The following is a 22,493-nucleotide window of genomic DNA, read 5'->3' as shown; positions in this document are numbered from 1 at the left end:
ATAAAATCTTGATTTTTGCTAGGGATAATTCGCAATCTCCCAGTTAACGTCCGTCTATACCTCAAATCCCTACTCTCATTTTACGGCTACATTTTCCTGCTGCATTATCAGCGTCTGCGTGGGATAAGCAAAGTCGATACCTCTTTCTCCAAAAGCTTTCAAAATATCTAGATAAATGGCCTGTTGTTTATCCATATAAACAGTGTAGTCAGAATCCAAAATGTAATAAACGATCTCGAAATTCAAACTGAAGTCACCATAACCTGAAAAATGGGCACGATCAAAGGTTACATAAGGCTTAGATTCAATGATTTTTTTGAGTATTTCTGGTATCTCTGAAATTTTCTGATGGGTTGTGTCATAAGTTACACCGAGATTGAAAAGAATTCTCCTTTTTTGAAGCCGTTTGTAGTTATGCAATCTTGAATTAGTCAAATCGGTATTAGAACAGACCAGTTGTTCTCCTCCCAATGTCCTAATTCGTGTAGTTTTGATACCTATGTACTCCACTACCCCCGATTTGTCTTCAATTACAATAAAATCACCTATTTCAAATGGCCGGTCAAAAAATATAACAAAATAACTGAACAGATCACCAAGTATCGTTTGTGCTGCCAGTGCGATAGCAATACCCCCGATACCCAGCCCCGCAATGAGAGACGTTACGTTGTAGCCAAGATTATCGACCATAAATATAATTCCGACAATCCAGATCACGATGTTGACAATCAAGATGAGTCCACTCGCCTGTTTTTCTTTTGCTTCGCTATCTTCCTGAGATTGTATAAAGGAAAAAACAAATTTCTTGAAGGCCGAACTCAAAATACGAAGTACGAAGAAAGTCAGTGCAACCAAAAATACTATCCTTGCTATCCTATCAATCTTCTCAGAAAGCTCCAGCGTGGAAATAGCGATGTATACACTTCCTACATAAAACATCGGAACGACTGATTTTTCGATCAGATCAACCAGATAATTGTCCCAAGTGGTGGAAGTAGTTAATGACCATGCCTTTGCTCTTACAATTACTATCGACTTGAAAAAGCGTACCAAAATAAATAGTCCGACCAGAAGCAAAATTGCTAGTAGCCATGAAATAAATGTGTTCCCTAGAAAAAAAGTATTTAAGATATTATCCATAAGAATTGACTTGTGCAGATTATAAATAATCTGACCTAGACTGAAATTTAGACGAAGCCAGCTACCGGAATGAGGAGAACAAAATCCTATTTGAATTAATCACCTTTGTCGCAAATCGCTTTGAAGCAACAAAATAGCCGTGTGGAGATTGTCATTTGCCTTGATCAGGCAAGATAAGGTAGCTCGCAGGAGACCCTTGCCTCCATTGAATGACGCAATATAAGGGAATTTGTGTTGAAAGGCAAACCTCTACCTATGGAACGAAAACCCTCAAGATCGATTTAAAAATTTAAAAAGTAGATTTCTCGACATATAATTTTATCGAATCACTTTTAAAACGAACCCTCAGCCAGGCATTGATCCTAGAGATATCACGGGTCGTTTTTCTTGGATTTGAGCTACCCAACACAACCACCATATATTGTTTTGCCTTATTTCCCTCAGTGAAGAACGACTGGCGATCAGCGGAACAATATTTCACCTCCGGAAAAAGTGGTTTCATCTCATTGAATAGTGGATTGCCAAGTCTTTTAATAATCATTAGGCTGTCCTGTTTATGAATGTTCGAGCTTAGATCAGATTTTAATCTGTTTATTTCGGCCTGGTATCGCTCGCTTTGAGTTAAATCCTTTGAGACGTCACTGATTGAAAAACCCTGTTGGATAATTAAGGTGGCATCATGAAGCCCATAGATTGCCTTTCTTTTTACCAAGCGTTGTTTCTCAGGCTCATCGATAGTCTTGCCTCCATAAATTAGCTTAATCTGTTTTTTTGCTGGCACCAGTTCATTTTTCAGAAGAAAGTCCCCTTCTATATAACTCTCATTTGTGATAAAATTATTAGCATTCTGAATGAAGTTTTCCTTTTGCACCAGAAGATAGCCATAATAGATGCTGGGAACCATCGTGAGCAGAACGATAAACGACACCCATCTATTGGCCATTTTCTTTTGATCTTTATCTGCGTAATCACGGATTGGATACCGAAGTAATCGGACAGTTATCAGTGTTGCGCTACCGATAAATACGGTATTGATCGTTAACAGATACATAGCACCAAAAAGAAACGCCCAGTTGCCGGTCGCCAAGCCGTATCCCGCAGTACACAACGGGGGCATCAAGGCAGTTGCTATAGCAACTCCTGGAATCACATTTCCTTTGTTTTTACTGGAAATAGCCACAATCCCAGCCAGTCCACCCACCAAAGCAATGATCACATCATAAATGCTTGGCTGGGTTCGAGCCAGCAATTCCGAGTGAGCCTGATAAATAGGCGTCACAAAAAAATAGGCGGCTGACGTCAGAAGCCCAGCGAATACGGCGAATAGGTAGTTGACAAATGCCTTTTTAAACAACGCAAAATCATACGTTGCGATACTGTAACCCATCCCAAGAATCGGTCCCATTAAGGGAGAAACAAGCATCGCTCCAATTATAACTGCGGTTGAATTTACGTTGAGGCCTACAGAAGCAATGAATATCGCAAAGATAAGAATCCATAAATTGGTACCTTTAAACTCGATCCCACCCTCAACTATGTCATGAATAATCGAATAATCTTCGCGCTCAGATGAGATATCAAACCTCTTTAAAATACTGGAAATTCCCATACGACATTAAGATTTGACACTCCTTAAATAAAATATGCCACTGGTTCCTGCTATTATGGAAGCGACCAATATACCATACTTTGACTGGTCAACAAACTCTGAGCTGTTAAAAGCCAAACCAGTAACAAATAAAGACATGGTAAAACCTACCCCCGCCAGCATCGCCACGCCCAAGATGTGACTCCATTTCGCCCTGTCAGGGAGATTTGAAAATTTAAAACGAACCATCATCCAGGTAAATGAAAATACCCCAGCTAGTTTGCCCACTAACAAACCTACGGTGACGCCGATGCTCACTGGATTCACCAACGATGTAAAGAAGTCATTACTAATATGCATTCCTGAGTTTGCCAATGCAAAAAGAGGCATAATTAAAAATGCTACCCAAGGATGAAGTGCGAATTCTATTTTCTGGAGCGGCGTCTCAGCGTCCATACTAAGCTTTTTGATTTTTTGTATTGTATGGTGTTGCTCAGAAGTAGTCAGGGTACCGTTTTGAGGAATTTCACTTTCAAAGTCGCTAATATACTTTCTGACTCTTCCGATATATTCTGTTTCATCGATCTTTGTTCTTGCTGGAATTGTAAATGCAACGAGCACGCCCGCTATCGTGGCGTGCACCCCCAGAGAAAAGAAAACCTGCCCACACCGCAATACCTATGATGAGATAGAAAATCGTACCCTCACGTCCATCAAGTTACCGGCCATAAGTACAATCAACAATAATCCGACAACAATCAAGGACATGTATGCAATATGAGCGGTATAAAAAAAGCTATCACCAAAACTGCTCCAAGATCGTCCGCAACGGCAAGCGCCGATAGAAAAACCTTCACAGAACTTGGAATATCACTTCCTGCCATTGATAATAAAGCAAGAGAAAACGCAGTATCAGTTGCCATCGGTATGCCCCAGCCATGCTCGGATTAGAGCCCTTTATTGAGCGCAAGATAGATCAAAGCAGGCACCAACATGCCACCTAATGCCGCCATCATGGGAAGGGATGCTTTTTTTATGGTAGACAATTCCCCGGCCATGAATTCCCTTTTCAGCTCCAGGCCAATGACAAAAAAGAAAATGGCCATTAGCCCATCGTTAATCCAGACATGAAGTGTCTGATTGAAAATGAACTCAAAGAAACCAAATGATAACTTTGTTTCCCAAACCTGATGATAGGACTCGCCCCAGGGAGAGTTGATCCAAGCAATAGCAACAATTACACAAACAAATAGTATGATCCCCCCAGTAAACTCCTGATGTATAAACTTGCTTACAGGTTTGAGGATTTGGTCTATCGGAGATTCAGGCATTTATATTAAAATAATTATGAGTGCTTAATAAGAGACCGATATTATTGAAAAACAAGATATTTTCGTCTCGTGAACAATATGAGGCAGCTGGAGTATTTTATTTTTTCAGTTTTCTTAGGAGACTGGGAGTATCATCAAGCTGATGGCAGAGACCCTAAAAATAAATAATCAGCGATATCACCAGAAAAACAGGCACTAGCCATCAAAAGTAAAACTCCACGGATTTTTTTGTTTTGATCTTACATATCGTACTGCGCACTACCTTCATCAGAATTCATTCTTCCTGCTTGTTTTGACCGATTCAGTTTGTATGAAACACTAAATCTGGGGATTAGTAAGTGTAACATTTGCAAAAAAAGACAGGCTGAATGGGAAGTCTTCCAATTCTCCCTCAATGGAAACATCCCCCAATTGCCGTCTTGAGCGTTGCTAAAAAAGTGAAACTTGGGAAAAAAGGAATGAACAAACGAGAAAATTTTATATCATCATACGTCGAGAAATAGTCAACTTTAAAACTATATACCAAGTCATTTACCCTAATTGATATAGGATGTAATAATTTTTGACTGGAGAAATAGGCATCAAAGAAAATTAGATAAAAACCTGAAAAACCAGTATTGAAACCAGTTTAAGGACACTAGTTTGCAATCAAATAGCGCAGATGTTAAAAAAAATCATGAAATTGCAATTCTTCATAGCATTCGAACCGAGGTTATAGAGCTGTTCTGTATCTAAAATTAGGTTATAATTTTTAATGAACTGATAAAATCAGCATCATGACCAAAGAGGCTTACATATATTTTCTTTTTCTTTTACACTTTTTTGGTTATCAGTCCCTTGCTGAAGAAATTAAATCAGCAGACCACGAAAAAGCCCGATACTCGAAATTCTCACCCTATTTAAAAAACCGTGTAAAAAGTAAAATTGAATTCTTGCTGGTCAAAAAGAATAAGAACAGAATTAAAACGATAATCCGAGCAGACCAGGCAAAGTGGAGAGAATATCTCTCCAGACTCCTTGGGCATCGTCATACTCCCTACACATATCCCTCATTTGAATGTGAACTTTCTACAGTCTTTTACTGCTTTTCCGCAGCAAAGGTGGGCAAAAGTAACCTTCTGACAACTTTGAATTTGAGGAGGCTGGTGACCCTTCCGGGTTATTATGATTTCCTTCACCGACTCTGCGCATTTTAGCCTTTTGACATCGTCAAGTGTGCCGCTATCCAATTTAGATTGGATAGCGGTAAGAGGCCTGTCTAAGGTTTTCAGATTCGACTGGTTAGGCGTGACCCGCATAGTCATATCATCCGGCAATCAGGCATATACATATCTGATCCCACCTTATTAGACAACTAGTTTTAGTGCTCAGTAGGACAGTTTCGTCCCCCCACAACGTGTTTTACGCTTATTAGCCAAAGTCATTTTTTGAAGCATTTCCTACCTTGAAATTCTTGGATACGGAAAATAATAACTACGCTCTTAATTGACCTGTTATTCCTAGGTTCCTTAGGAAAAATGCCATACGGACACTGTCCTGTGGCCCCACATATTTAACAAAACGCGGTCTGTCAAAGGATTGAAATATTATGATTGAAAAACTAACCACAGAAAGCAGTGGGCGAAGATTAATAATCGTGGCCTATCGATTACCTTTTAAATTAGTAAATGAAAATGGGTATACTGAATTGAAACAGAATTCGGGTGGGTTGGTATCTGCCGTACTTTCACTTGTCGGTGCCCAGAAAACTTCCTTTTTCAATCGAAATGAGAAAATTCAGTGGATTGGGTTTTCAGACAATACCAGGGAAGAATTAGAGGGCCAAAACCTTGCCAACGCATCATTTCAGGCTCATCCAGTTTTTATTCCCGATAAAATTAATGAAAATTATTACGAGGGTTTTTGCAATAATTTGATCTGGCCCCTTTGTCATTATTTTCCATCCCTGGCACGGTTTGAAGACACCTATTTTAACGCCTACGAGAAAGCCAACAAACTTTTCTTCGACAAACTCGCGCAGGTGATTCGTCCTGGAGACGTAGTTTGGGTCCAAGACTACCAGCTAATGCTCCTACCAGAAATGATCAGGGAGAAATTTCAAAATAATCAGATTGGATTCTTTTTCCACATACCATTTCCATCCTATGAATTGTTCAGGCTTCTCCCCTCAAAGTGGCGCAAAGCACTGATCGACGGAATCATGGGTGCAGATGTAGTAGGATTTCATACCAACGATTACGTTGAATATTTCCTTAAAGCCGTTAAGCTAGTGTCCGGTCATGGCAATAAACTGCACTATATTAATATGGGAAATAGGATCGTCAAAGTAGACTCTTTCCCCATCAGTGTAGACTTCGAACACTTAAATGCAGCATTTGACGATACAGATGTAACAGAGGTCCGCGTCAGAGCCAGAAAGTCGCTACCTGAGAAAATCATATTTTCGGTAGACCGTCTTGATTATTCAAAAGGCATACGACATCGGCTGTTAGGATTTAACAGGTTTCTGGAACAACAGCCTGAATGGCATGGCCGGGTATCACTCGTAATGGTTGTTGTACCTTCACGTGATACGATAGAGCAATATCAAAACATGAAAATGGAAATAGACCAATCAGTTGGTCGAATCAATTCTCAATATGGCCATATAGGCTGGCAGCCTATTATTTACCAGTACAGATCCATGTCCTATTCAGAATTGGTCGGTATGTATACTGCCAGCGATGTAGCTCTGATCACTCCCATCCGTGATGGGATGAACCTAGTATCCAAGGAATATGTGGCAAGCCGTAAAGACTCCTTAGGTGTACTGATATTGAGTGAAATGGCTGGTGCCGCAGCTGAATTGGGTGAAGCCTTGGTGATCAATCCACTGGATGCCCAGGAAATCTCAGACGCGATTTTAACAGCCTTTCAAATGGACAAAAATGAACAAATTAAAAGGATGAGCGCCATGAGGGTGCGTATCAAAGACTACGATGTTTTCGCTTGGACAAATGATTTTTTTACACAGATGAATATGCTGGAACTAGAACACGAAAGATTAAAACAGGTCTTTCTAACGACTAAAGGAATTGATGCAATAAGAATTGCTTACGAAAAAAGCAACAACAGGATCCTTTTTCTTGATTATGACGGAACACTGGCACCTATTGTATCCGATCCGGCAAAGGCTTTACTGTCAAATGAGGTTAAAAACCTTGTTTATGATATTGCAAGACAAAATACGGTGGTGATCATAAGCGGCAGAGACCGTAATTTTTTGGAACGAAACTTCGGCGACCTTCCTGTTCACATCATCGCAGAGCACGGTGCTTTAATTAAAGCCAAGGGTGAAAATGATTGGATACTTAATGAAAACTACGAGGAAAATTGGAAAGAAACGATCAAGCCGATATTTGATCTTTACATAAAACGCTGTCCTGGCGCTTTTGTCGAAGAAAAGGAAACTTCCCTTGCCTGGCACTACCGCGTCGCCGACGATGGGGATTATGCCGATCGTCGAGCACGTGAACTGTTGTGGCAACTCAAGAACTATATTCAACCCGAGCTTAATCTACAGGTTATCGATGGCAATAAGGTTGTAGAAGTTAAAAAAACTGCATTCAACAAAGGTACCGCGGCAAAAAGTTTTGTCGATCGTTTTGATTATGACTTTATACTGGCAATGGGAGACGATACGACGGATGAAGACATGTTTAAAGCCCTGCCCGACACCTCTTTTACGATTAAGATCGGCGACAATCTTTCAGCAGCAAGAAACCAGATTAAAAGCCAGAATGAGGTTTTTCATTTTTTAACTTTCATAAAATCTTCAATCCCAGAATGAGTCCTGCTAGGTTTTCGGTGATAAGTCTATTTTTCGCGAGCGAAATACTTCTGGCATGGCTTTGGCAATAGATATATCAAGACCAATTTTTTTATGAATCAGCACAAAAAACTAAATGAATTGGCTGCAACAGCAATCTGCGGGAATGACATTACATCTTCTTGTTTATATGTTTCGTCGTTGACCATCATCTACGCAGGTCAGTACGCATGGTTGGCGTTAATTATTGTTGCCATTGTACTTTTTTTATTTAGAAAAATATATGGAGAAGTCGTTGGAGCTCTGCCTCTAAATGGTGGTGCCTACAACGTGCTTCTAAATACGACTAGCAAAAGCAATGCGTCAGTAGCTGCCTGCCTTACCATTTTGTCATATATGGCAACTGCGGTAATTTCTGCAAGTGAAGCGATGCACTATTTGCATGGCATTGTGCCATCGCTACCCGTAGTGTTGTCCACCGGAGTACTGATTACAGCATTCCTTTTTCTGGTTATGTCAGGAATTAGCGAATCATCAATTGTTGCTATCGTTATTTTTGTACTTCATATTGTTGCCATGTTGACCCTTATCATCAGTGCAATATGGTATGTTAATATCAATGGTCTGGAAGTTGCTAGAACGAACTTTGAAATGCCCGCTCACGGAAGTTTCGCAACCGCTCTTTTTCTGGGTTTCAGCACAGCGATGCTGGGAATATCTGGTTTTGAAAGTTCGGCGAATTTCGTTGAAGAACAGCAGCCTGGAGTTTTTAGAAAAACGCTTCGAAATATGTGGGCAGCGGTGTCCGTTATCAATCCTTTGATGGCACTGGTAGCAGTGTCGGTACTACCATTGACTGAAGTCGCAATCAACCAAGAAGCTTTGCTGTCACATTTAGGAAATGTAACCGCTGGACCATGGTTAAGAACATTCATTACTATTGACGCTGTACTCGTTTTAAGTGGCGCGCTATTGACCTCTTATGTCGGCGTAAATGGATTGATAAAAAGGATGACCCTAGACCGCATTTTACCGCAGTTCCTCTTAAAGGAAAATTCGAAAGGTAGCTCTCCGCGCATACTCCTGCTTTTTTATTTATTGTGTCTTTCTGTACTTTTTATCACAAACGGACAACTAGGGCCGTTAGCTGGAGTATATACAATATCTTTTCTTTTGGTAATGGTATATTTTGGGTTCGGTAACTTTCTTTTGAAAATTAAACGTAGCCGCTTACCCAGGCCGGAGCGCGCATCCATTCCGACCGTTGCATTGGCCATTATCGCGGTAATGATAGCCTTGTATGGAAATGTTTCAATTCATGCTGAATATCTAATAGTTTTCCTGCAATATTTTATACCATCTATTGTAGTTATTTCTTTGCTTCTTAATCGAAATGAGCTTATGCAGTATATGCTTATTGTGGTTGACAGTTTTTTCACTTCTGTTAAGCGCATCGCTGCATTAAGTAAACTCCATCTAACTCGGGCGATAAAATCTTTAACCGAGCAGGAGTTTGTCTATTTCACCAAAGGAGATGATATTTCAATTCTTAATAAAGTAATGATGTATGTGCAGGAAAACGAAATTACCAAAAAGCTAAAAATAGTTACGGTATTACAGGATGGCGGTCATGTCTCGGAAGACTTTTTGAGAGACCTTGAGGTGCTTGACCGGGCGTACCCAGAGATTAAAATCGAATATGTACAAATTTACGGGGTATTTGGTCCTGAATTAATTCAAAGACTGAGCCAAAAGTGGAATATTCCGATTAACTTTATGTTTATCAGCTCACCAAGCGACCGGTTTTCGCATAGGGTTTCTGATTTAGGGGGAGTAAGGCTAATAATTTAATTTACACTAATTTCTTACTATGTTACGATATGCAATCTGCTTTGGCTGTCATTTCACAAAGGTATTGGTGATACTTACCTTTCAAAGCTAAATAGTCATTTCGGGCTAAAATTCTCAGTTGCAGCTGAGACCGCCTGTAAGAAACTTCGGAAGTAAATCTAGAGCGTCAAGACCGAAACAAAAAAGCTTGATAAAATGTGTTCTAAGACACTCATTCTGGATCAGAAAACCCATCCGCATCCCATTAGATTTGATCACCGATTTTTCGATGCCGGCACTGTTGCTGATTTCAAAACGACCTTGAATGAAATTCTGATATTTTGCTCGAAGGGCTATTTTTATTGAAAGGAAAGTCCGGCCGATGTATTTGAGCAAACGATCCAGCTCCGTAAAATTCACCATCAAATAATCTCTCAACGGCATCTTCGCCACCTGAGAATTACTATGAGGATGATACTTGGTTTCATAAGCCTTGTAAATTTCTGCAAGCGATATCTTTTCCAACAAAAAGTAAATGTCTGCGAAATCCTTTACCCTCGGACCGTTCTGAACAACCGCATGCATTTTCATTGCTGCAATATCGAGAAGTGAAGTGAGCCTTATAACATCCCAAGTTTCTGAGGGCTGGACAAAACGGATAAACATGGGAAATCAGATCCGTCTTAACCCCATCAATAGCACAGAACACACCGTTTTTTAACACCTTTATAAATTCTGCTCCGCAATCATCTGTCAGAATTGTCGCAATTTTTGCAGCGTCAAATGGCTTGTCTGTAAACAAATCAATGTCGATCGATTGACGATGGCCTATCCTGAGAGAAAATGCCGTACCACCAACAAGGGTAAAATCCTCAAATCAGGTGTCAGCCATTAATTTTTTGGTCAGAGCCAGAGTTTCGGCTGTGATTGTTTGCGTTTGTAACATAGCATTTCCTCTTTTTGTAGGTAAAAAAAAGAGGAAGCATCATCGATCATTTCGTCAGCAAGAAAGGTTATCTTGTCTTTGAGTGCTTCTATAATTCGGTCAGTCCCATAAAATCTTACGAGCTCCTCCCAATGAGGCCGCAAGCCCCGCTCTAGAATACGCTGAATAACCATCGTTGAATTGGAATCCCAGTCAATTCTGTCGTCGTCGAAATCCCAGAAAAAGACCCGTGGAAACCCGGGTTTCGGAATGCTGATAATGGCCTTCTTCTCCATATAAATCTGCTCGTCTTCAAACACGGTTTTTCCGAAGGCGAAGTTTTTCTCCAACTCCTCCAGCCGATAAGCAGGATAACTTTTCACAAAAACCTCCAGGTTCGAAAACAATTCATTGTGTCCCTTCTGCTTTTTCCAGCTTATAAGATATACCTCGTTTGCTTTGTATGAAGATCCATTGTCCATACAGCGAATTTAACGAAAATACATGATGATACTTCCTTTTAGATGTTTTGATTCTCCCCGGCATTTCGTTAAGACCTGTTGATTTTTCTGACTTAATAGCTTTGGAAATCAAAAACCCGAGTGTCATTTGCCTTGACTTTGTAAAGAGAATCTTGATTTTAAAATTTGCATATCCTCACTAACCTTCCGATCCACAATCTTCGCATAAATCTGGGTTGTCTTGATGCTGGTGTGTCCAAGCATCTTCGAAACACTTTCAATCGGAACACCATTGGTTAAGGTGATCGTAGTCGCAAACGTATGTCTTGCCAAATGAAATGTTAACCGTTTATTGACCCCACATACATCGGCAATTTCTTTTAAATAGGAATTCATCTTCTGATTTGACAATACAGGAAGAAGCCGGTCTGTAGTAGCGACCTGGGGATGAGCTGCATATCTGTTCAAGAGTTGCAGAGCAATTGGTAGTAGGGGAACCCTGGATTGAGAATCCGTTTTCTGGCGGTTTACAATGAGCCATTTCTCACTATTAATACCGTCAATGATATTACTGCGTTTGAGCTGATAAATATCGATATAGGCCAGACCAGTAAAACAGCAAAACAAAAACACGTCTCTGACCAGGCTTAGCCTTTCGTTTTCAAAGTCTTTTTGAGATATCTTATCGAGCTCGATTTCGGTCAGTGCATTCCGGTTAACTGCCTCCCTGCTCATTTTATAGCTGGCGAATGGATCCTGGGTAAGCCAACCATTTTTCACACAGACCAGCACCACCTTTTTGAAATTGGTCAGGTATTTCATCACGGTGTTATGGGCACATGACTTTTCTGACTTTAGCCAGAATTCAAATTCAGAAATGAATTCGTAGCTAAGTTTTTGTATCCCCACATCCTGTTTTCCGAATTTCGCCTTTATGAAGGCTGCTGTATGGTCATAACAGGTTTCGTATTTCGTCACCGTACTCTTGGCAAACCCCTTGCCGACCAGTTGTTGAAGCTTCTTATTATGATCCCTGAAAATTTCCAGAATCATCTGCGACTTTCCACTGGCTCCCGTCAGTAGATTACGGACAGATTCCGCTGAAAGCTCCGATCCCGTCTCAAGCAGTCTCCGGTATACCTGATAAACTTTCGTCTGAACGGCATCCAGATACGCATTAAATTCCTTCACCTCTGATTTGGTACCTAGCCGCCTGCCCGAAACATTATTCCATTTCTCAGGTGGACACTCGCGCCCCATTGACATTTCTGTCCGAGTGCCATTGACTGAAATCCTAAGATAAACTGGCAGATTCCCACTTACATAAGTGCTCCGCTTCTTTAAATAAAAAAGCAATGTGAAATTTTTAGCTAACATAACAATACGATTTTTAAGTGATTAAAAATACGATCGCAGCTATATAAAAATCAAGATGTTTACCGGATGAACAGGCTGCAAATCAGCCAGTTATACCTATTCTTGGTGAGCACTTTTTTTCTTCGTTTTCTGCTCACCAAATGCTCACCAGAATTTTGTGAAAATTTGAATATTTTGGTGTATTTCAGAAAAAGAAAAAGCCTGTAAATGTATGATTTACAGGCTTTTGATGCATTTTGATATTGTATCTGGCGGTCTGGACGGGACGCGAACCCCTGTTTTAATCGCCTGAGAATGACCTTGCTTTGCCGGAGCAAAACTGGGACGTAACCTGAGCCGTAACCTACGCTTGCAAATCCATTTCTGGACGCAGGAATATGTTACGCTCGGTCAAACGGATTACGTCCTTAGGCTTTCCCAGTAGATAGTCAATGGTTCTTTGCATACCATCCATCTGTTTGTCCTTCACCTCAAGCTGATGCGCAAGCTTGGAGAAACTTTCTTCAAGGTGCCTGATATGATCTTGTAGGTATTGATCAGATGCCGTTTCTGATTCTGCTTTTGATGTCACTATCATGTCACCCTCGCCTCTCACAAGCCATAAAGTGTTTACTGGATAGATCGAGCATATTGTTTCTAAAATTTCAAAGCCAGGCTTACTTCTTCCATCGACTATTTGATTTATCGTGGATGAAGTTCTGCCAATCGATTTTGCGAACGAGTTGTTCGACATTTTCAAAAATTTGATCAGGGATGCTATCCTCGTGTTAATTGTATTCTCCATACATTCTAGTTTTAAGTTAACCTTTACCCAATTGATTCAAAAACAAGAGATAATCCTTTTTTAACTGAACTATCTGTCTAAAAACTTTTAACCTTATTCTTCAGCAAGACCTCCAAATTCAACGTGAGGCCCATTTTAAGGCAGATACCTATCGATATATGCCAATTTTTATTGCATTATTTCTACACTCATAATCAAGTAGTTGTAACTTTTCTAGAAAAATAAAGTATATAATTCGCGTTATTATTGTTAATATTAAAATAATTACGCTAACATTGCATATCAATTCACTAACAAACTAACGCAATTATCCGACATTCACCAACAAAAAACTACATAAACGGTAATTTTTAATTTCCAAGGCGCAAGATGAGACCACCCAGAGCAAACCATAACATACTAGGCCAGCTATACCACAGACAGAAAGCAAGCCTCAAAAAGCTGATCCTGGAAGACCTTCATGATAGAGGTATTAAGGATGGCAAAATAGGTTATTGGTTGAGAAATATCCCCGATGGAGACCTGGTGAAAATGCCCGGTAACATGATGGATGTGTTTGTTAAGCATATCCCTGGGAGTGCGAAAATCTTAAAACCTGAATTATTGGAGTTACGCCAGGAACTCGTAACCGAGTAGATATCCGCCGCTTGCAACGGGATCGGATTAACGTCCGAGCGGATACCAACAAGTATTAACAATTTTCTTAAATATAATTCTAAGCGAAATGAAAATCAGACTGATTAACCCAGCCCTGACCGGCGTATCCCAGGAGTGGAATATCCCTGCAGAAAAGTTTAGCGAAGCCCTTTTTGTGACCATAGGAGCCACAGGAGGTTTCAGAATTGAAGATAACGTTATGATTACAACACCCATGAAAAAGCATGTTGGGTTATTGGTTCGCAACCTTAACCGGGCACTTAAATGACGATTACAGCTCCCGATCTTTCCAAAATGGAATCTGCTCTAAGGCGGTGTCTCAAATATCCAGGTGATGAAATGATTCAACACGAGCAGCTGCGGTTTATCCTGTTCGATGCGAGAAAAAATCGCATTCCAGTGATTGACTGGCTATTGAAGCAATTACAGACTACAAACAATACCCCTGCTATCAAAACAGGTAAGGCCGAGTCAGCTGCTCACCGGTGCGCTACTTGCTCTCAATCCTTTAACACAAGGGCCGCGTTAAACGGCCACCAGCGCATTCACAGAAAGGAGGTAAAAAGTGAACAATAAAGAGCGCTTTCTTTCAGGTCAGCCATTCTTTGGAAAACGAATGCTGTTTGTCAAATTCCGTTTTAACGGTGAATATATCGAGCAGCAGCCCTACGGACCATTTGAGGACCGCTGGTGCTTTTACTGCGCGGTCGACACATCCGGATTAAAAGATTCCTTTATAGCCATTATAAGCCTATTAGGAGAAACGACCATTCAATCAGAATTTCAATACGACACACTGCAGTTTATTGACTCAATAAAATATCAAAGAAATCCACCCGCTCATGCGGATGGGTAGGAAAAGGAGGGTTTTTTAAAGTATTGCCGCAGCCCATGGCTAAAAGCAATATAAGAGGATATGGCGCAACGGTAGCGCGTTTGATCTAGCATCATTCTGTCCGGGTTCGAATCCCGGTATTCTCGCGGGGTAGGCCAGATTCCTACGGCGGAAATCCGCTAATCTTCAACGCCATGCATCGGGTCGCGCTGGTGCATGGTGTTGGAGAAATAAAACAACAAAACACTTATAACGTATAGCATTAATCGTCACACGGACGGGTAAGGGAATCTATGCGCTTTAGAATCAGATTTTTATGAATTATTCTTTACAATACAATGCTTAGCCGAATCGAGAATGCGCAGGTTTTTAAGCGCTTCATGGTATTGTACCGCAATCACAATGCTCAGTGCCCGATTTTTACTGTATCCAGGACCTGCAAAACCACGGGCCGGATCACAGAATTCAATCGTCAAAAGGGAGTGATCACCGAAAGCGTGAAAACAACTTTTTATATGATCCTTCGCGAGTACGTGGAAAGCTACGTAAAGACGGCCGTCACTATGCCAGCCGGAATGTATACGAATGCAAATCCACCATCACTTTTAACGAACAGCGTTAAACTGGGTGTTCTTTGCGACTGCAGCGACCGCACTGTGCGCAACCACCTCGCTCAGCTGCGTGAATTGGGCGTACTGTACACGAAATTTCATGGCCGCAAACACGATTATGAGCTGTGGATAAGCCAGGAATTGCTATACGGCGGCGAGGGCGAAGGAGTTTTGAAAAAAGCCGATTTCGGGCTAAAAACCGATCTTTCTTCCCTGAACATGAAAAATTTTCCGGTTAATAATACCCACAGAGAATTACTTGAAAAGGAAAAAGGAAGTGCGGATATGTTAATTAAACACGGAGAACGCATTCACGGAGAAGGGGGTCGGCCAGAGATCAACCCCTCCCCGTCAGAAGATGCCGGGATGGGGACGGAGAAAGAACAAACTGAGGGGGCGCCGCGGATCTTAACCCGGGCGGAGATCGTCGCTCAAAATGACGAAAAGCGTCGCCAGAGAACGGCCGATTTACTTGAACCTCGAATGCTGAAAGGACCTAAGCACCTGGAAGCCAAATTTCTAAATCTGCTTTTGGAGTTTTGGTTTTATGCCTGGAAAGTGCTCTACCCTAACCGTGAGTTTAGCAAAGAGCAACAGGAAAAAGCCCTGATTGCAATATCAGAGGGTGTTTACAACAATTTCGAGGGCGAAAGAAGCGAAAGACAATGGGTTGATTTTCAAATACTTCAACTATCAAAACTCGACAAAGCGGGCAAATACTATGATCATCACCCTGAGCAGTATGCCCCGGATCCTTTCGATATCGCAGTGGCCGGCAAAGGATATTTCTCAGCTATCAACCTGAAAGGATTCACTGCCATCGACGGATGGGTCAAAAAGGAACTATTGCAACAGGCAATCAACCGGGCTGGCCGAGAAAACAAAAAGCTCGAAATTTCGATCGAACAGGACCGCAGATGTCGCAAGCTGTTGCGTGAGGCCCGGATTGATATGGAAAATCTTAAAGCTGGTCTGCCACTTCGAAACGCCACCAAAGGCAAAAACATCATCGGTATTTATCAATACTATGACGTGATTCTCAGATCAATCGGCAGACAATATTCTGATATGCTTGCAAAACAATTCGTTGAGCAACAGGCCCGAAATTTCGCTGCGCCAAAATACAATAGGGCAAAACGGATGAAACAAATGGCTGCACCGTGCCTATCTCACCAACCCTCACCGGCGACAGTTGTTTACGTGCAAGACTGGATGGAAGGAGACGGCGAAGGCTACTATACAGCCTGACGAAAGCCTGGTTGATTCACTAAAAATTTTAACGTGAAATATACATGGAGACTAATGAATTACAAGAAACGACGACAGCCTGGCGAGATCTTGACGAACCACACCAGGCCATGGCAATTGCCGCCTATTGCACCGCGCTAAAAGTCGGAATCGGCCGCAGGCAAGAAATGCACAAGGTATTCGAAATCGGTCAGCCCATCATGATTTTTGGTGCAAATGACAATTACTGCCGGATCCACCAGTCGAGCACCCAAGTGATGAAAATCTTATTTGACAATTATCTCTAACCCGTTAACTCCTTACCATCATGAACAATTATTCCAATCCAATTCGCGGCCGCCAGTTGCCATCTCAAAACGGTCCGGCTAAATCAATGGAAGCCGGAAAACTCGATAAAATGAAACAGGAAAGCATGGCTTTCATTGAGGTTGAATTTCACAACAGCCCCGGAGCGCGCCGGTTCTGGAGTAAGTGCGGACAGAAAAAGCACCGTAATATCAACGACGCAATTAATCACTTGATGTGGCTGGTAACCGGTTATAAAAAATGGGCAGGTTGCGTTCACAGAGCCGCCATATTTGACGCCCGGACACACAAGAATAGCAGCGCTGCCAACAAAATCTATCAATACGAAAACAACTGCTGGAAGCTTGAAGCCAGCGTATCACTGTAGACAATGAAGAAGGTCAAAGTAAAAATTATCAGCACAACTATGACGCACCTGGAGAAATCACTTTTGGATCTTGCGATCGCAGAAATTGGCAAAGGTCAGGATATTCTCTTTCTGGATCTGCGCTTGCAGCTCGAGCTCGAGACCTGGAAGCGCGAGCGGATCCGATACCGGAACGCACCGACAACGATCCGCCGGGACAATAAAGTGATCAGTATGCATCACCATGGAGCGCTGCTGTTTCAGCTGGAATCTCTTATATAATCTGCCATGATTGCAGTCAAACTAAAATTGAATGGTCACGAAATGACCATTCTTTTCAATCACTATCAAAATGAACTCTACCGGTTCTTTGAATTAAAATCAGATGTCAGCGACGATACGATTGTTTTAGTTGAACACTTTCCCAGGATCGAGACGGCATATCGGACATATCTGCTGCGTGGAAGTCCGTTAAAGGGAGCTGCTCTTTCGCTCCCGCTCAGCAATGCAAGAATTCTGCACAAAAGGTTTCAGCAGACCAATTATCACCCGGTAACCCAGTGGATCCTGGCCAAACTGGATTACCAGCTGCTGGCAATGAATATGAGGCCAAAACAAGTAACCCCTATTAATTAAAAAAAACCAATGATTGAATCTCTATTTACCTCGATTTTAAAAGGACTGTTTGCAATGATCCTTTCCCTGGCTGCTGTTATCGCCGGCGCGCTCGTTTTTTGTATCTCCGCCGTGGTGTGGCTTTGGATGTCCTTTCGGAAAATCTTTCGATATCTGAAATTTACAGTAGTAGGTCGCCCATTAGCCACGGACGACCTATAATAACAGTGGGGTTATAATGTCTGGTGACGCAATATAACCATTCCAGATATGATTGTAAAAATTCCTGTATCAGAGCACGTTAAAAGATTTTTAAAAAAGGATTACGGCAAAGAACCAATTTACGTTCGTGCCGATAGCAAACTCGGCCGTTTGTTCGGGCTCAGTTTCAGTCATGGTTTCAGCAGTACGGGCCTTACGATGGTCGATATCCAGGACGATAGCACGACAGGTGAGCCGGATCCAAACAGCAAGAAAACTTGCGAATGTGAATTCCAGGTTACCTTCCGGATTGGACGCTATAACATCACCCCGGACAACGTAGCAAAGATGAGTCTGGCTCTGGATGCCGAATTCGAAAAGGCGATGTATTATTTTTGCAAGGGCCGCCAGGTATTCCATAACTCCGAAAGCGCAGCTGTCAAACATTTCCTGATGCTCTACGGCATTAAGGAAAATGATCTTTCTGAGGAGACCGCCATTAAAATGGCCCAGCGTGAGCGAGGCGCCCGGGTTCATGCAAACGTGTAAAAGTTGTCCTGAATGCGCGACTTTCGTCCTATTTTCATACAAAGATGTCCTGCGCTCAGGACATCTTTTTTTATGGGCCATAATGGACGGTTTTAACGGCTGCAACCGGCTGTTTCCCCTGACTTTTTGCCGTATTTGTGTCCTGTTGAATTCACCGGCTCAGCAGCATCTTTATCATTATGATAAAGAAAGCAATCATTGACCTTTCCAGTTTAGAGCGGCCAGCCGGCGCAAACGCTTCGGGACTCCGGCTGATCCGGCTGATCCCCGCGCACCTGGTCAGCTGGCTCGACACTGGCAAAGCCCGTTTGAGCCCGGGCGATCTCAGACTTTTATCCGGAGCGCTGCCCATCGATATCGAGACGGATGCAGATTCATGCACCTGGTCCGAAGACATGAGCGAAACCACTGCCGGCATTGTCTATACGAGCAGCATATCTTTTAGCATTCCCGCTGAGCGCTCTGAGCTCCGGAACTGGATCCAGCACAACCAAAAGGTCCGGTGGCTGGCCCTTAGCCAGGACCGTAATTTCATTTGCCGTTTGCATGGCAATTTGCAAACTCCGCTCCGGCTGGCCAGCGCCTGGGGAGCCGGATCCGGACGGACCGGCAAAAACCTGAGAAGTTTCGGGTTAACTGCCAGCTGCCTGATGCCCTCTCCATACATCACATCGATACGTGACGAATTCTTTAATCAGGATTTGTACACCCCCGAATTTGACAATCTTACTTTTCACTAATCCATGGCACTTACATTAACAAAAGAGCAGCTCGACGCCCAGCTCGAGCTGCTAAAAGCGGTAACAGGGCTTAACCCGGTATCACCGACCGCCCTGAGCGCTTACCTCAAACACATCGTTCAATTTTTAGATGAACGGGCTCAGATTTCAGAAGACTTTGTGGCCGAAACAAACTCCTCAGTCTTTATCCAGGATTCAATTGCCCAGGCGCAGGCCTGGGCAGCTGACGCGGAAACAAAAAGAGCCGCTGCAGCTTTGCTATTAACCCAGACTCAGGCGGAAAAAGAATTGGCGCAAACCGCCAGGACCGGAGCCGAAACGGCCAAATCCGATGCAGAACTTGTTTTAGCCAATGCAGTACTCGCTCAAAACCCGCTGGGCGAATATGATGCACTGGCAAACCTGCCAGCCCTAACGGTCACCCCACCGGTGGTGGCCAACGATTCATTTTACAACATCACCAAAGCCGGTGCCGTGGGATTTGCCGGAAGTAACTTTACCTCCGGAACTGTATTAGCTATTGGTGGCCGTCTGATCAAGAAAAGCAATACACAGTGGTATTATCAGCCGCCTTCGGATCTGTCGCTGACCAAAGTCACCGCTCTGGAGGGGTTGGCGGCCAAAGCAGCGGAAATGACAGCGTCCGGAATTACACTCATCTTCCGTGACGCTACAGGCAATGTCGCATTTGCATTTTACAATGACGGTTCAACCTTTCCTCCTACCCTCAAAGCCAAATTGCAGCCTTTTGAACTTTCAGCTGCAGTAACGGCACTGATCGACAAAAACAAATATGTCGATTCACCGCTCACCAACGCCATCACTGCCATCAAGGATACTACCGGAAACCTGCTCAGCGCGGTACACGCCGACGGATATCCCTACCCGCCTTCCAGTGCCCAGGCAAAGAAAGTGGCTGCTACTCAAAAGGAGCTGTACTTCGATGATTTCTATGATTATATCGGGGGCATGGATGTCATCCAGAATTCGATTTACGGTCAATGGAGCTGGCCGGTTGCCGTCGATGATGGCGAATGTCTTTATGTGGGAAGTGTTGGAGCGGGTAAGTACGGCAACCAGGGCGAGATCAAGGTTTCACAAAAGCGCGTCGATGGCCTGATCAGGTCGGTGATCCTGGGCAATGTCCGCTCGGATCCTTCTTATGGTCCGACCGATGATCATAATGTGCCGGTGATCCGCTACGATGACCGGGCAGGTGCGGCTTATCCAATTTCGGTCTACCAGACCGAGCATAACACCCACCCGACGCGGATCTTCAAGCAGGCCAGCAAAAGTGTTTTCAAGTGGGATAAAGCCTATACGACCTTTGGCGCGAATGCTTCATACACTCAGGTAAATGTCAACGGAGCCAATAAAGATGAGATCCTGGTGTTCTCCCGTCTTGATTCAGCGATCCCGCGCAGCTGGCGGCTGGCCAGGTCGACCAACAACGGAGCGAGCTGGGTAGAAAAGCCCTTTTTTGCTGGTGATGGTTGGATGTATATGCTCGGCAAAAACAACGATGACGGCTCAAAGATCAATATCACTTTTTATGCTCACCCGGACAACTCAACCGACCACAGTATCTTTGTAATGGTGCTCGACTGGGCAACAGGCGCGATCTATGCACCAGGTAATACCGGTTCACCGATCTGCGCTGATTTCCGGGCAGCTATGGCCGACGGAAGTTTTACCCCGATCGATCCGCGCGTCGGAGCGCTGGCCATCGTTACACCTCCAGCCCCTACCCCGGAACTGGAAATCAAAACCCGGATCTGGGACATCGGCACCTCCGTCTCCGGAGAGTGTCTGGTGAGCTATAACCAGTTCCCAAAAGGCAGGAATATGGGCGCTTTTAACGAGTCTCAGCACCGGGTGGTGAGCTTCAACCTGGACACAGGTGCTATCAACTACGACGTACTCATCCGGGACGGTGGTATGCCGATTGATCGCCGGATCGATGTGGATGAATGGTCGTATTTTTCAGGTAACTGCGTGATTGATACCAAAACAGTGTGTGTCGCTACCTATAAAAACAAATCCATGTTGACAGGTGGGACAGATATCAACGGCAACGATGGATACACAGCCATTGAAACTGCAGATCTTACCACTCCCGGCGCAGTGGTTTTAAAAGAGCTGGAAAAAATACCGGGCAAAGCCGGAAGGCCACTCAAGGTTCAAAATTCTCCTTATCTGCTGGTGATCAACCCGAGCTCCTTTAACAACTTCCGCACTTTCCAGTCCAGTATTCGTATTCTCAACCTTAATAAATATCTATAAATGAAATCGATCATCATTCCCTCAGTGGACTATTCCGTGCAAAGGGTCTCTATTCCGGAACTGAATTTACCACCGATCGGACGCGCGTTGAAACATATACTTATAGCAAACAAGTATACAGAAGTAACCGGCATTTTAATTGACCCGGTCGCCGGGGACTGGACGCACTCGGCATTCGTGACCAACGGCGAAAAACCAGTATTATCAACGCCGGCAGCGATGGCACTGAAAGCGTGTTTGTCGTTTGTACGGGAAACGGGCAAACGAAAGGATTTGAAAGGGAGGCTGAACTGTGAAAACACAAAGTGGACTATCTCTTTCTCATTTGCCAATAGCAGCGCCCTCGCTCAGAATACAAACCGGGTTTTGTTCACCTTCTTGGCAGATCTCGAAAATGGCAAGCAAAACATCCTGAGATATTACTCGACAGGCTCTTCCGGAAAAACGAGGCTTTTAATGTCTCAGACGTCCGGTTCGCTTATCTTCGGTAGTGCGACAAACGTTGCCTCACTGGATAATCAATTAACACAGGCTTCGAGCAATGCGGCCAGGATCAATGTTTCATTGGTCGGTGATTCTGAGCTTCAACGGATTTTGGTTTACACTAATGGCGTTCTGACCGATACACTCAACACCAGCTTTGTAAGCCCACTGAAAGGCGATATGTACCTGGGCGTGAGTCTTACCATTGCTGATGAAACCGGTGATTTTTACGGATCGCTGGGTCAAATGGTCATCCATGATGATGCGCTGACGGCTACGGAAGCGGCCGCCATGCATACGTTTTTAACAGCAGCATTCAGCTGATAGCCATCACAGCGTTGACTTGGCATGTTTACGACATTTCTGTCGTGAACA

Annotated in this window: 23 protein-coding genes, 1 tRNA gene and 1 pseudogene; 17 read left to right on the top strand and 8 right to left on the bottom strand. The window is 43.2% G+C overall.

Annotated features, from left to right (window positions below):
- Positions 1-75: 75 nt before the first annotated feature.
- The 4 genes and pseudogenes from AC1XUD_RS14530 to AC1XUD_RS14515 all read right to left on the bottom strand — a co-directional run bounded on the left by AC1XUD_RS14530 (position 76) and on the right by AC1XUD_RS14515 (position 4,059).
- Positions 76-1,140, bottom strand: a complete 1,065-nt coding sequence (locus AC1XUD_RS14530) for a mechanosensitive ion channel family protein (protein ID WP_483361741.1) — start codon at positions 1,138-1,140, stop codon at positions 76-78.
- A gap of 289 nt (positions 1,141-1,429) precedes the next feature.
- Positions 1,430-2,749: a DUF389 domain-containing protein gene (locus tag AC1XUD_RS14525; RefSeq protein ID WP_483361740.1), complete on the bottom strand. Its 1,320-nt coding sequence runs from the start codon at positions 2,747-2,749 to the stop codon at positions 1,430-1,432.
- A 6-nt stretch (positions 2,750-2,755) separates the two neighbouring features.
- Positions 2,756-3,370 (bottom strand): Na+/H+ antiporter NhaA, encoded by a 615-nt coding sequence (locus AC1XUD_RS14520; protein WP_483361739.1) that lies wholly within the window; start codon positions 3,368-3,370, stop codon positions 2,756-2,758.
- Between the two features lie 116 nt (positions 3,371-3,486).
- Positions 3,487-4,059, bottom strand: a pseudogene (locus tag AC1XUD_RS14515) (Na+/H+ antiporter NhaA).
- A gap of 1,588 nt (positions 4,060-5,647) precedes the next feature.
- Here AC1XUD_RS14515 and AC1XUD_RS14510 point away from each other — a divergent pair.
- Positions 5,648-7,888 carry a bifunctional alpha,alpha-trehalose-phosphate synthase (UDP-forming)/trehalose-phosphatase gene (locus AC1XUD_RS14510; RefSeq protein ID WP_483361738.1) on the top strand — a complete coding sequence of 747 codons (2,241 nt, stop codon included), beginning with the start codon at positions 5,648-5,650 and terminating at the stop codon, positions 7,886-7,888.
- 93 nt (positions 7,889-7,981) lie between these two features.
- On the top strand, positions 7,982-9,718 hold the full coding sequence (locus AC1XUD_RS14505) for an APC family permease (protein WP_483361737.1): 1,737 nt from the start codon (positions 7,982-7,984) through the stop codon (positions 9,716-9,718).
- Positions 9,719-9,832: 114 nt separating this feature from the next.
- Here the strand turns inward: AC1XUD_RS14505 and AC1XUD_RS14500 are convergent, their stop codons facing one another.
- From AC1XUD_RS14500 to AC1XUD_RS14485, 4 genes are all read right to left on the bottom strand, one after another.
- Positions 9,833-10,363 (bottom strand): nucleotidyl transferase AbiEii/AbiGii toxin family protein, encoded by a 531-nt coding sequence (locus AC1XUD_RS14500; protein ID WP_483361736.1) that lies wholly within the window; start codon positions 10,361-10,363, stop codon positions 9,833-9,835.
- Between the two features lie 237 nt (positions 10,364-10,600).
- Positions 10,601-11,104 (bottom strand): DUF6922 domain-containing protein, encoded by a 504-nt coding sequence (locus AC1XUD_RS14495; RefSeq protein WP_483361735.1) that lies wholly within the window; start codon positions 11,102-11,104, stop codon positions 10,601-10,603.
- A gap of 123 nt (positions 11,105-11,227) precedes the next feature.
- Positions 11,228-12,460, bottom strand: a complete 1,233-nt coding sequence (locus AC1XUD_RS14490; protein WP_483361734.1) for a site-specific integrase — start codon at positions 12,458-12,460, stop codon at positions 11,228-11,230.
- 343 nt (positions 12,461-12,803) lie between these two features.
- Positions 12,804-13,244, bottom strand: a complete 441-nt coding sequence (locus AC1XUD_RS14485; RefSeq protein ID WP_483361733.1) for a helix-turn-helix domain-containing protein — start codon at positions 13,242-13,244, stop codon at positions 12,804-12,806.
- Between the two features lie 369 nt (positions 13,245-13,613).
- Between AC1XUD_RS14485 and AC1XUD_RS14480 the strand changes: the two genes are divergently transcribed.
- The 15 genes from AC1XUD_RS14480 to AC1XUD_RS14410 all read left to right on the top strand — a co-directional run bounded on the left by AC1XUD_RS14480 (position 13,614) and on the right by AC1XUD_RS14410 (position 22,442).
- Positions 13,614-13,880: a hypothetical protein gene (locus AC1XUD_RS14480; RefSeq protein WP_483361732.1), complete on the top strand. Its 267-nt coding sequence runs from the start codon at positions 13,614-13,616 to the stop codon at positions 13,878-13,880.
- Positions 13,881-13,968: 88 nt separating this feature from the next.
- A complete protein-coding gene (locus AC1XUD_RS14475; RefSeq protein WP_483361731.1) occupies positions 13,969-14,169 on the top strand; it encodes a hypothetical protein in 201 nt (66 codons plus the stop codon).
- On the top strand, positions 14,166-14,477 hold the full coding sequence (locus AC1XUD_RS14470; RefSeq protein ID WP_483361730.1) for a C2H2-type zinc finger protein: 312 nt from the start codon (positions 14,166-14,168) through the stop codon (positions 14,475-14,477). Before AC1XUD_RS14475 ends, AC1XUD_RS14470 begins: the two co-directional genes overlap by 4 nt.
- Positions 14,467-14,757, top strand: a complete 291-nt coding sequence (locus AC1XUD_RS14465; RefSeq protein ID WP_483361729.1) for a hypothetical protein — start codon at positions 14,467-14,469, stop codon at positions 14,755-14,757. Before AC1XUD_RS14470 ends, AC1XUD_RS14465 begins: the two co-directional genes overlap by 11 nt.
- Before the next feature lie 54 nt (positions 14,758-14,811).
- Positions 14,812-14,882 (top strand) — tRNA-Leu (locus AC1XUD_RS14460).
- Positions 14,883-15,074: 192 nt separating this feature from the next.
- Positions 15,075-16,595: a hypothetical protein gene (locus AC1XUD_RS14455; RefSeq protein WP_483361728.1), complete on the top strand. Its 1,521-nt coding sequence runs from the start codon at positions 15,075-15,077 to the stop codon at positions 16,593-16,595.
- Positions 16,596-16,639: 44 nt separating this feature from the next.
- The gene (locus tag AC1XUD_RS14450; RefSeq protein ID WP_483361727.1) at positions 16,640-16,882 is read left to right on the top strand and encodes a hypothetical protein; all 243 of its coding nucleotides are present in this window, start codon (positions 16,640-16,642) and stop codon (positions 16,880-16,882) included.
- A 20-nt stretch (positions 16,883-16,902) separates the two neighbouring features.
- Positions 16,903-17,268 (top strand): hypothetical protein, encoded by a 366-nt coding sequence (locus tag AC1XUD_RS14445; RefSeq protein ID WP_483361726.1) that lies wholly within the window; start codon positions 16,903-16,905, stop codon positions 17,266-17,268.
- Positions 17,269-17,271: 3 nt separating this feature from the next.
- Positions 17,272-17,529 carry a hypothetical protein gene (locus AC1XUD_RS14440; RefSeq protein ID WP_483361725.1) on the top strand — a complete coding sequence of 86 codons (258 nt, stop codon included), beginning with the start codon at positions 17,272-17,274 and terminating at the stop codon, positions 17,527-17,529.
- A gap of 6 nt (positions 17,530-17,535) precedes the next feature.
- On the top strand, positions 17,536-17,883 hold the full coding sequence (locus tag AC1XUD_RS14435) for a hypothetical protein (RefSeq protein WP_483361724.1): 348 nt from the start codon (positions 17,536-17,538) through the stop codon (positions 17,881-17,883).
- A gap of 9 nt (positions 17,884-17,892) precedes the next feature.
- A complete protein-coding gene (locus tag AC1XUD_RS14430) occupies positions 17,893-18,084 on the top strand; it encodes a hypothetical protein (RefSeq protein WP_483361723.1) in 192 nt (63 codons plus the stop codon).
- A gap of 48 nt (positions 18,085-18,132) precedes the next feature.
- Entirely contained in the window at positions 18,133-18,612 is a 480-nt protein-coding gene (locus AC1XUD_RS14425) for a hypothetical protein (RefSeq protein WP_483361722.1), read from the top strand.
- 308 nt (positions 18,613-18,920) lie between these two features.
- A complete protein-coding gene (locus AC1XUD_RS14420; protein WP_483361721.1) occupies positions 18,921-19,352 on the top strand; it encodes a hypothetical protein in 432 nt (143 codons plus the stop codon).
- Positions 19,353-19,355: 3 nt separating this feature from the next.
- On the top strand, positions 19,356-21,635 hold the full coding sequence (locus AC1XUD_RS14415) for a hypothetical protein (protein ID WP_483361720.1): 2,280 nt from the start codon (positions 19,356-19,358) through the stop codon (positions 21,633-21,635).
- Positions 21,636-22,442 (top strand): hypothetical protein, encoded by an 807-nt coding sequence (locus tag AC1XUD_RS14410; RefSeq protein ID WP_483361719.1) that lies wholly within the window; start codon positions 21,636-21,638, stop codon positions 22,440-22,442.
- The last annotated feature ends 51 nt before the right edge of the window (positions 22,443-22,493 follow it).

It is taken from the genome of Dyadobacter sp. HNCC25DJ184 (assembly GCF_056895215.1).
This window is presented reverse-complemented; position numbering and strand designations above follow the sequence as displayed.

Excerpts from the sequence above, each read along its gene's own strand:
- AC1XUD_RS14510 (WP_483361738.1), top strand. The coding sequence starts at position 5,648 with ATGATTGAAAAACTAACCACAGAAAGCAGTGGGCGAAGATTAATAATC.
- AC1XUD_RS14500 (WP_483361736.1), bottom strand. The coding sequence starts at position 10,363 with ATGTTTATCCGTTTTGTCCAGCCCTCAGAAACTTGGGATGTTATAAGG.
- AC1XUD_RS14445 (WP_483361726.1), top strand. The coding sequence starts at position 16,903 with ATGAACAATTATTCCAATCCAATTCGCGGCCGCCAGTTGCCATCTCAA.
- AC1XUD_RS14435 (WP_483361724.1), top strand. The coding sequence starts at position 17,536 with ATGATTGCAGTCAAACTAAAATTGAATGGTCACGAAATGACCATTCTT.
- AC1XUD_RS14505 (WP_483361737.1), top strand. The coding sequence starts at position 7,982 with ATGAATCAGCACAAAAAACTAAATGAATTGGCTGCAACAGCAATCTGC.
- AC1XUD_RS14410 (WP_483361719.1), top strand. The coding sequence starts at position 21,636 with ATGAAATCGATCATCATTCCCTCAGTGGACTATTCCGTGCAAAGGGTC.
- AC1XUD_RS14475 (WP_483361731.1), top strand. The coding sequence starts at position 13,969 with ATGAAAATCAGACTGATTAACCCAGCCCTGACCGGCGTATCCCAGGAG.
- AC1XUD_RS14490 (WP_483361734.1), bottom strand. The coding sequence starts at position 12,460 with ATGTTAGCTAAAAATTTCACATTGCTTTTTTATTTAAAGAAGCGGAGC.
- AC1XUD_RS14485 (WP_483361733.1), bottom strand. The coding sequence starts at position 13,244 with ATGGAGAATACAATTAACACGAGGATAGCATCCCTGATCAAATTTTTG.
- AC1XUD_RS14525 (WP_483361740.1), bottom strand. The coding sequence starts at position 2,749 with ATGGGAATTTCCAGTATTTTAAAGAGGTTTGATATCTCATCTGAGCGC.
- AC1XUD_RS14440 (WP_483361725.1), top strand. The coding sequence starts at position 17,272 with ATGAAGAAGGTCAAAGTAAAAATTATCAGCACAACTATGACGCACCTG.
- AC1XUD_RS14450 (WP_483361727.1), top strand. The coding sequence starts at position 16,640 with ATGGAGACTAATGAATTACAAGAAACGACGACAGCCTGGCGAGATCTT.
- AC1XUD_RS14430 (WP_483361723.1), top strand. The coding sequence starts at position 17,893 with ATGATTGAATCTCTATTTACCTCGATTTTAAAAGGACTGTTTGCAATG.
- AC1XUD_RS14425 (WP_483361722.1), top strand. The coding sequence starts at position 18,133 with ATGATTGTAAAAATTCCTGTATCAGAGCACGTTAAAAGATTTTTAAAA.
- AC1XUD_RS14530 (WP_483361741.1), bottom strand. The coding sequence starts at position 1,140 with ATGGATAATATCTTAAATACTTTTTTTCTAGGGAACACATTTATTTCA.
- AC1XUD_RS14455 (WP_483361728.1), top strand. The coding sequence starts at position 15,075 with ATGCTTAGCCGAATCGAGAATGCGCAGGTTTTTAAGCGCTTCATGGTA.
- AC1XUD_RS14495 (WP_483361735.1), bottom strand. The coding sequence starts at position 11,104 with ATGGACAATGGATCTTCATACAAAGCAAACGAGGTATATCTTATAAGC.
- AC1XUD_RS14470 (WP_483361730.1), top strand. The coding sequence starts at position 14,166 with ATGACGATTACAGCTCCCGATCTTTCCAAAATGGAATCTGCTCTAAGG.
- AC1XUD_RS14480 (WP_483361732.1), top strand. The coding sequence starts at position 13,614 with ATGAGACCACCCAGAGCAAACCATAACATACTAGGCCAGCTATACCAC.
- AC1XUD_RS14415 (WP_483361720.1), top strand. The coding sequence starts at position 19,356 with ATGGCACTTACATTAACAAAAGAGCAGCTCGACGCCCAGCTCGAGCTG.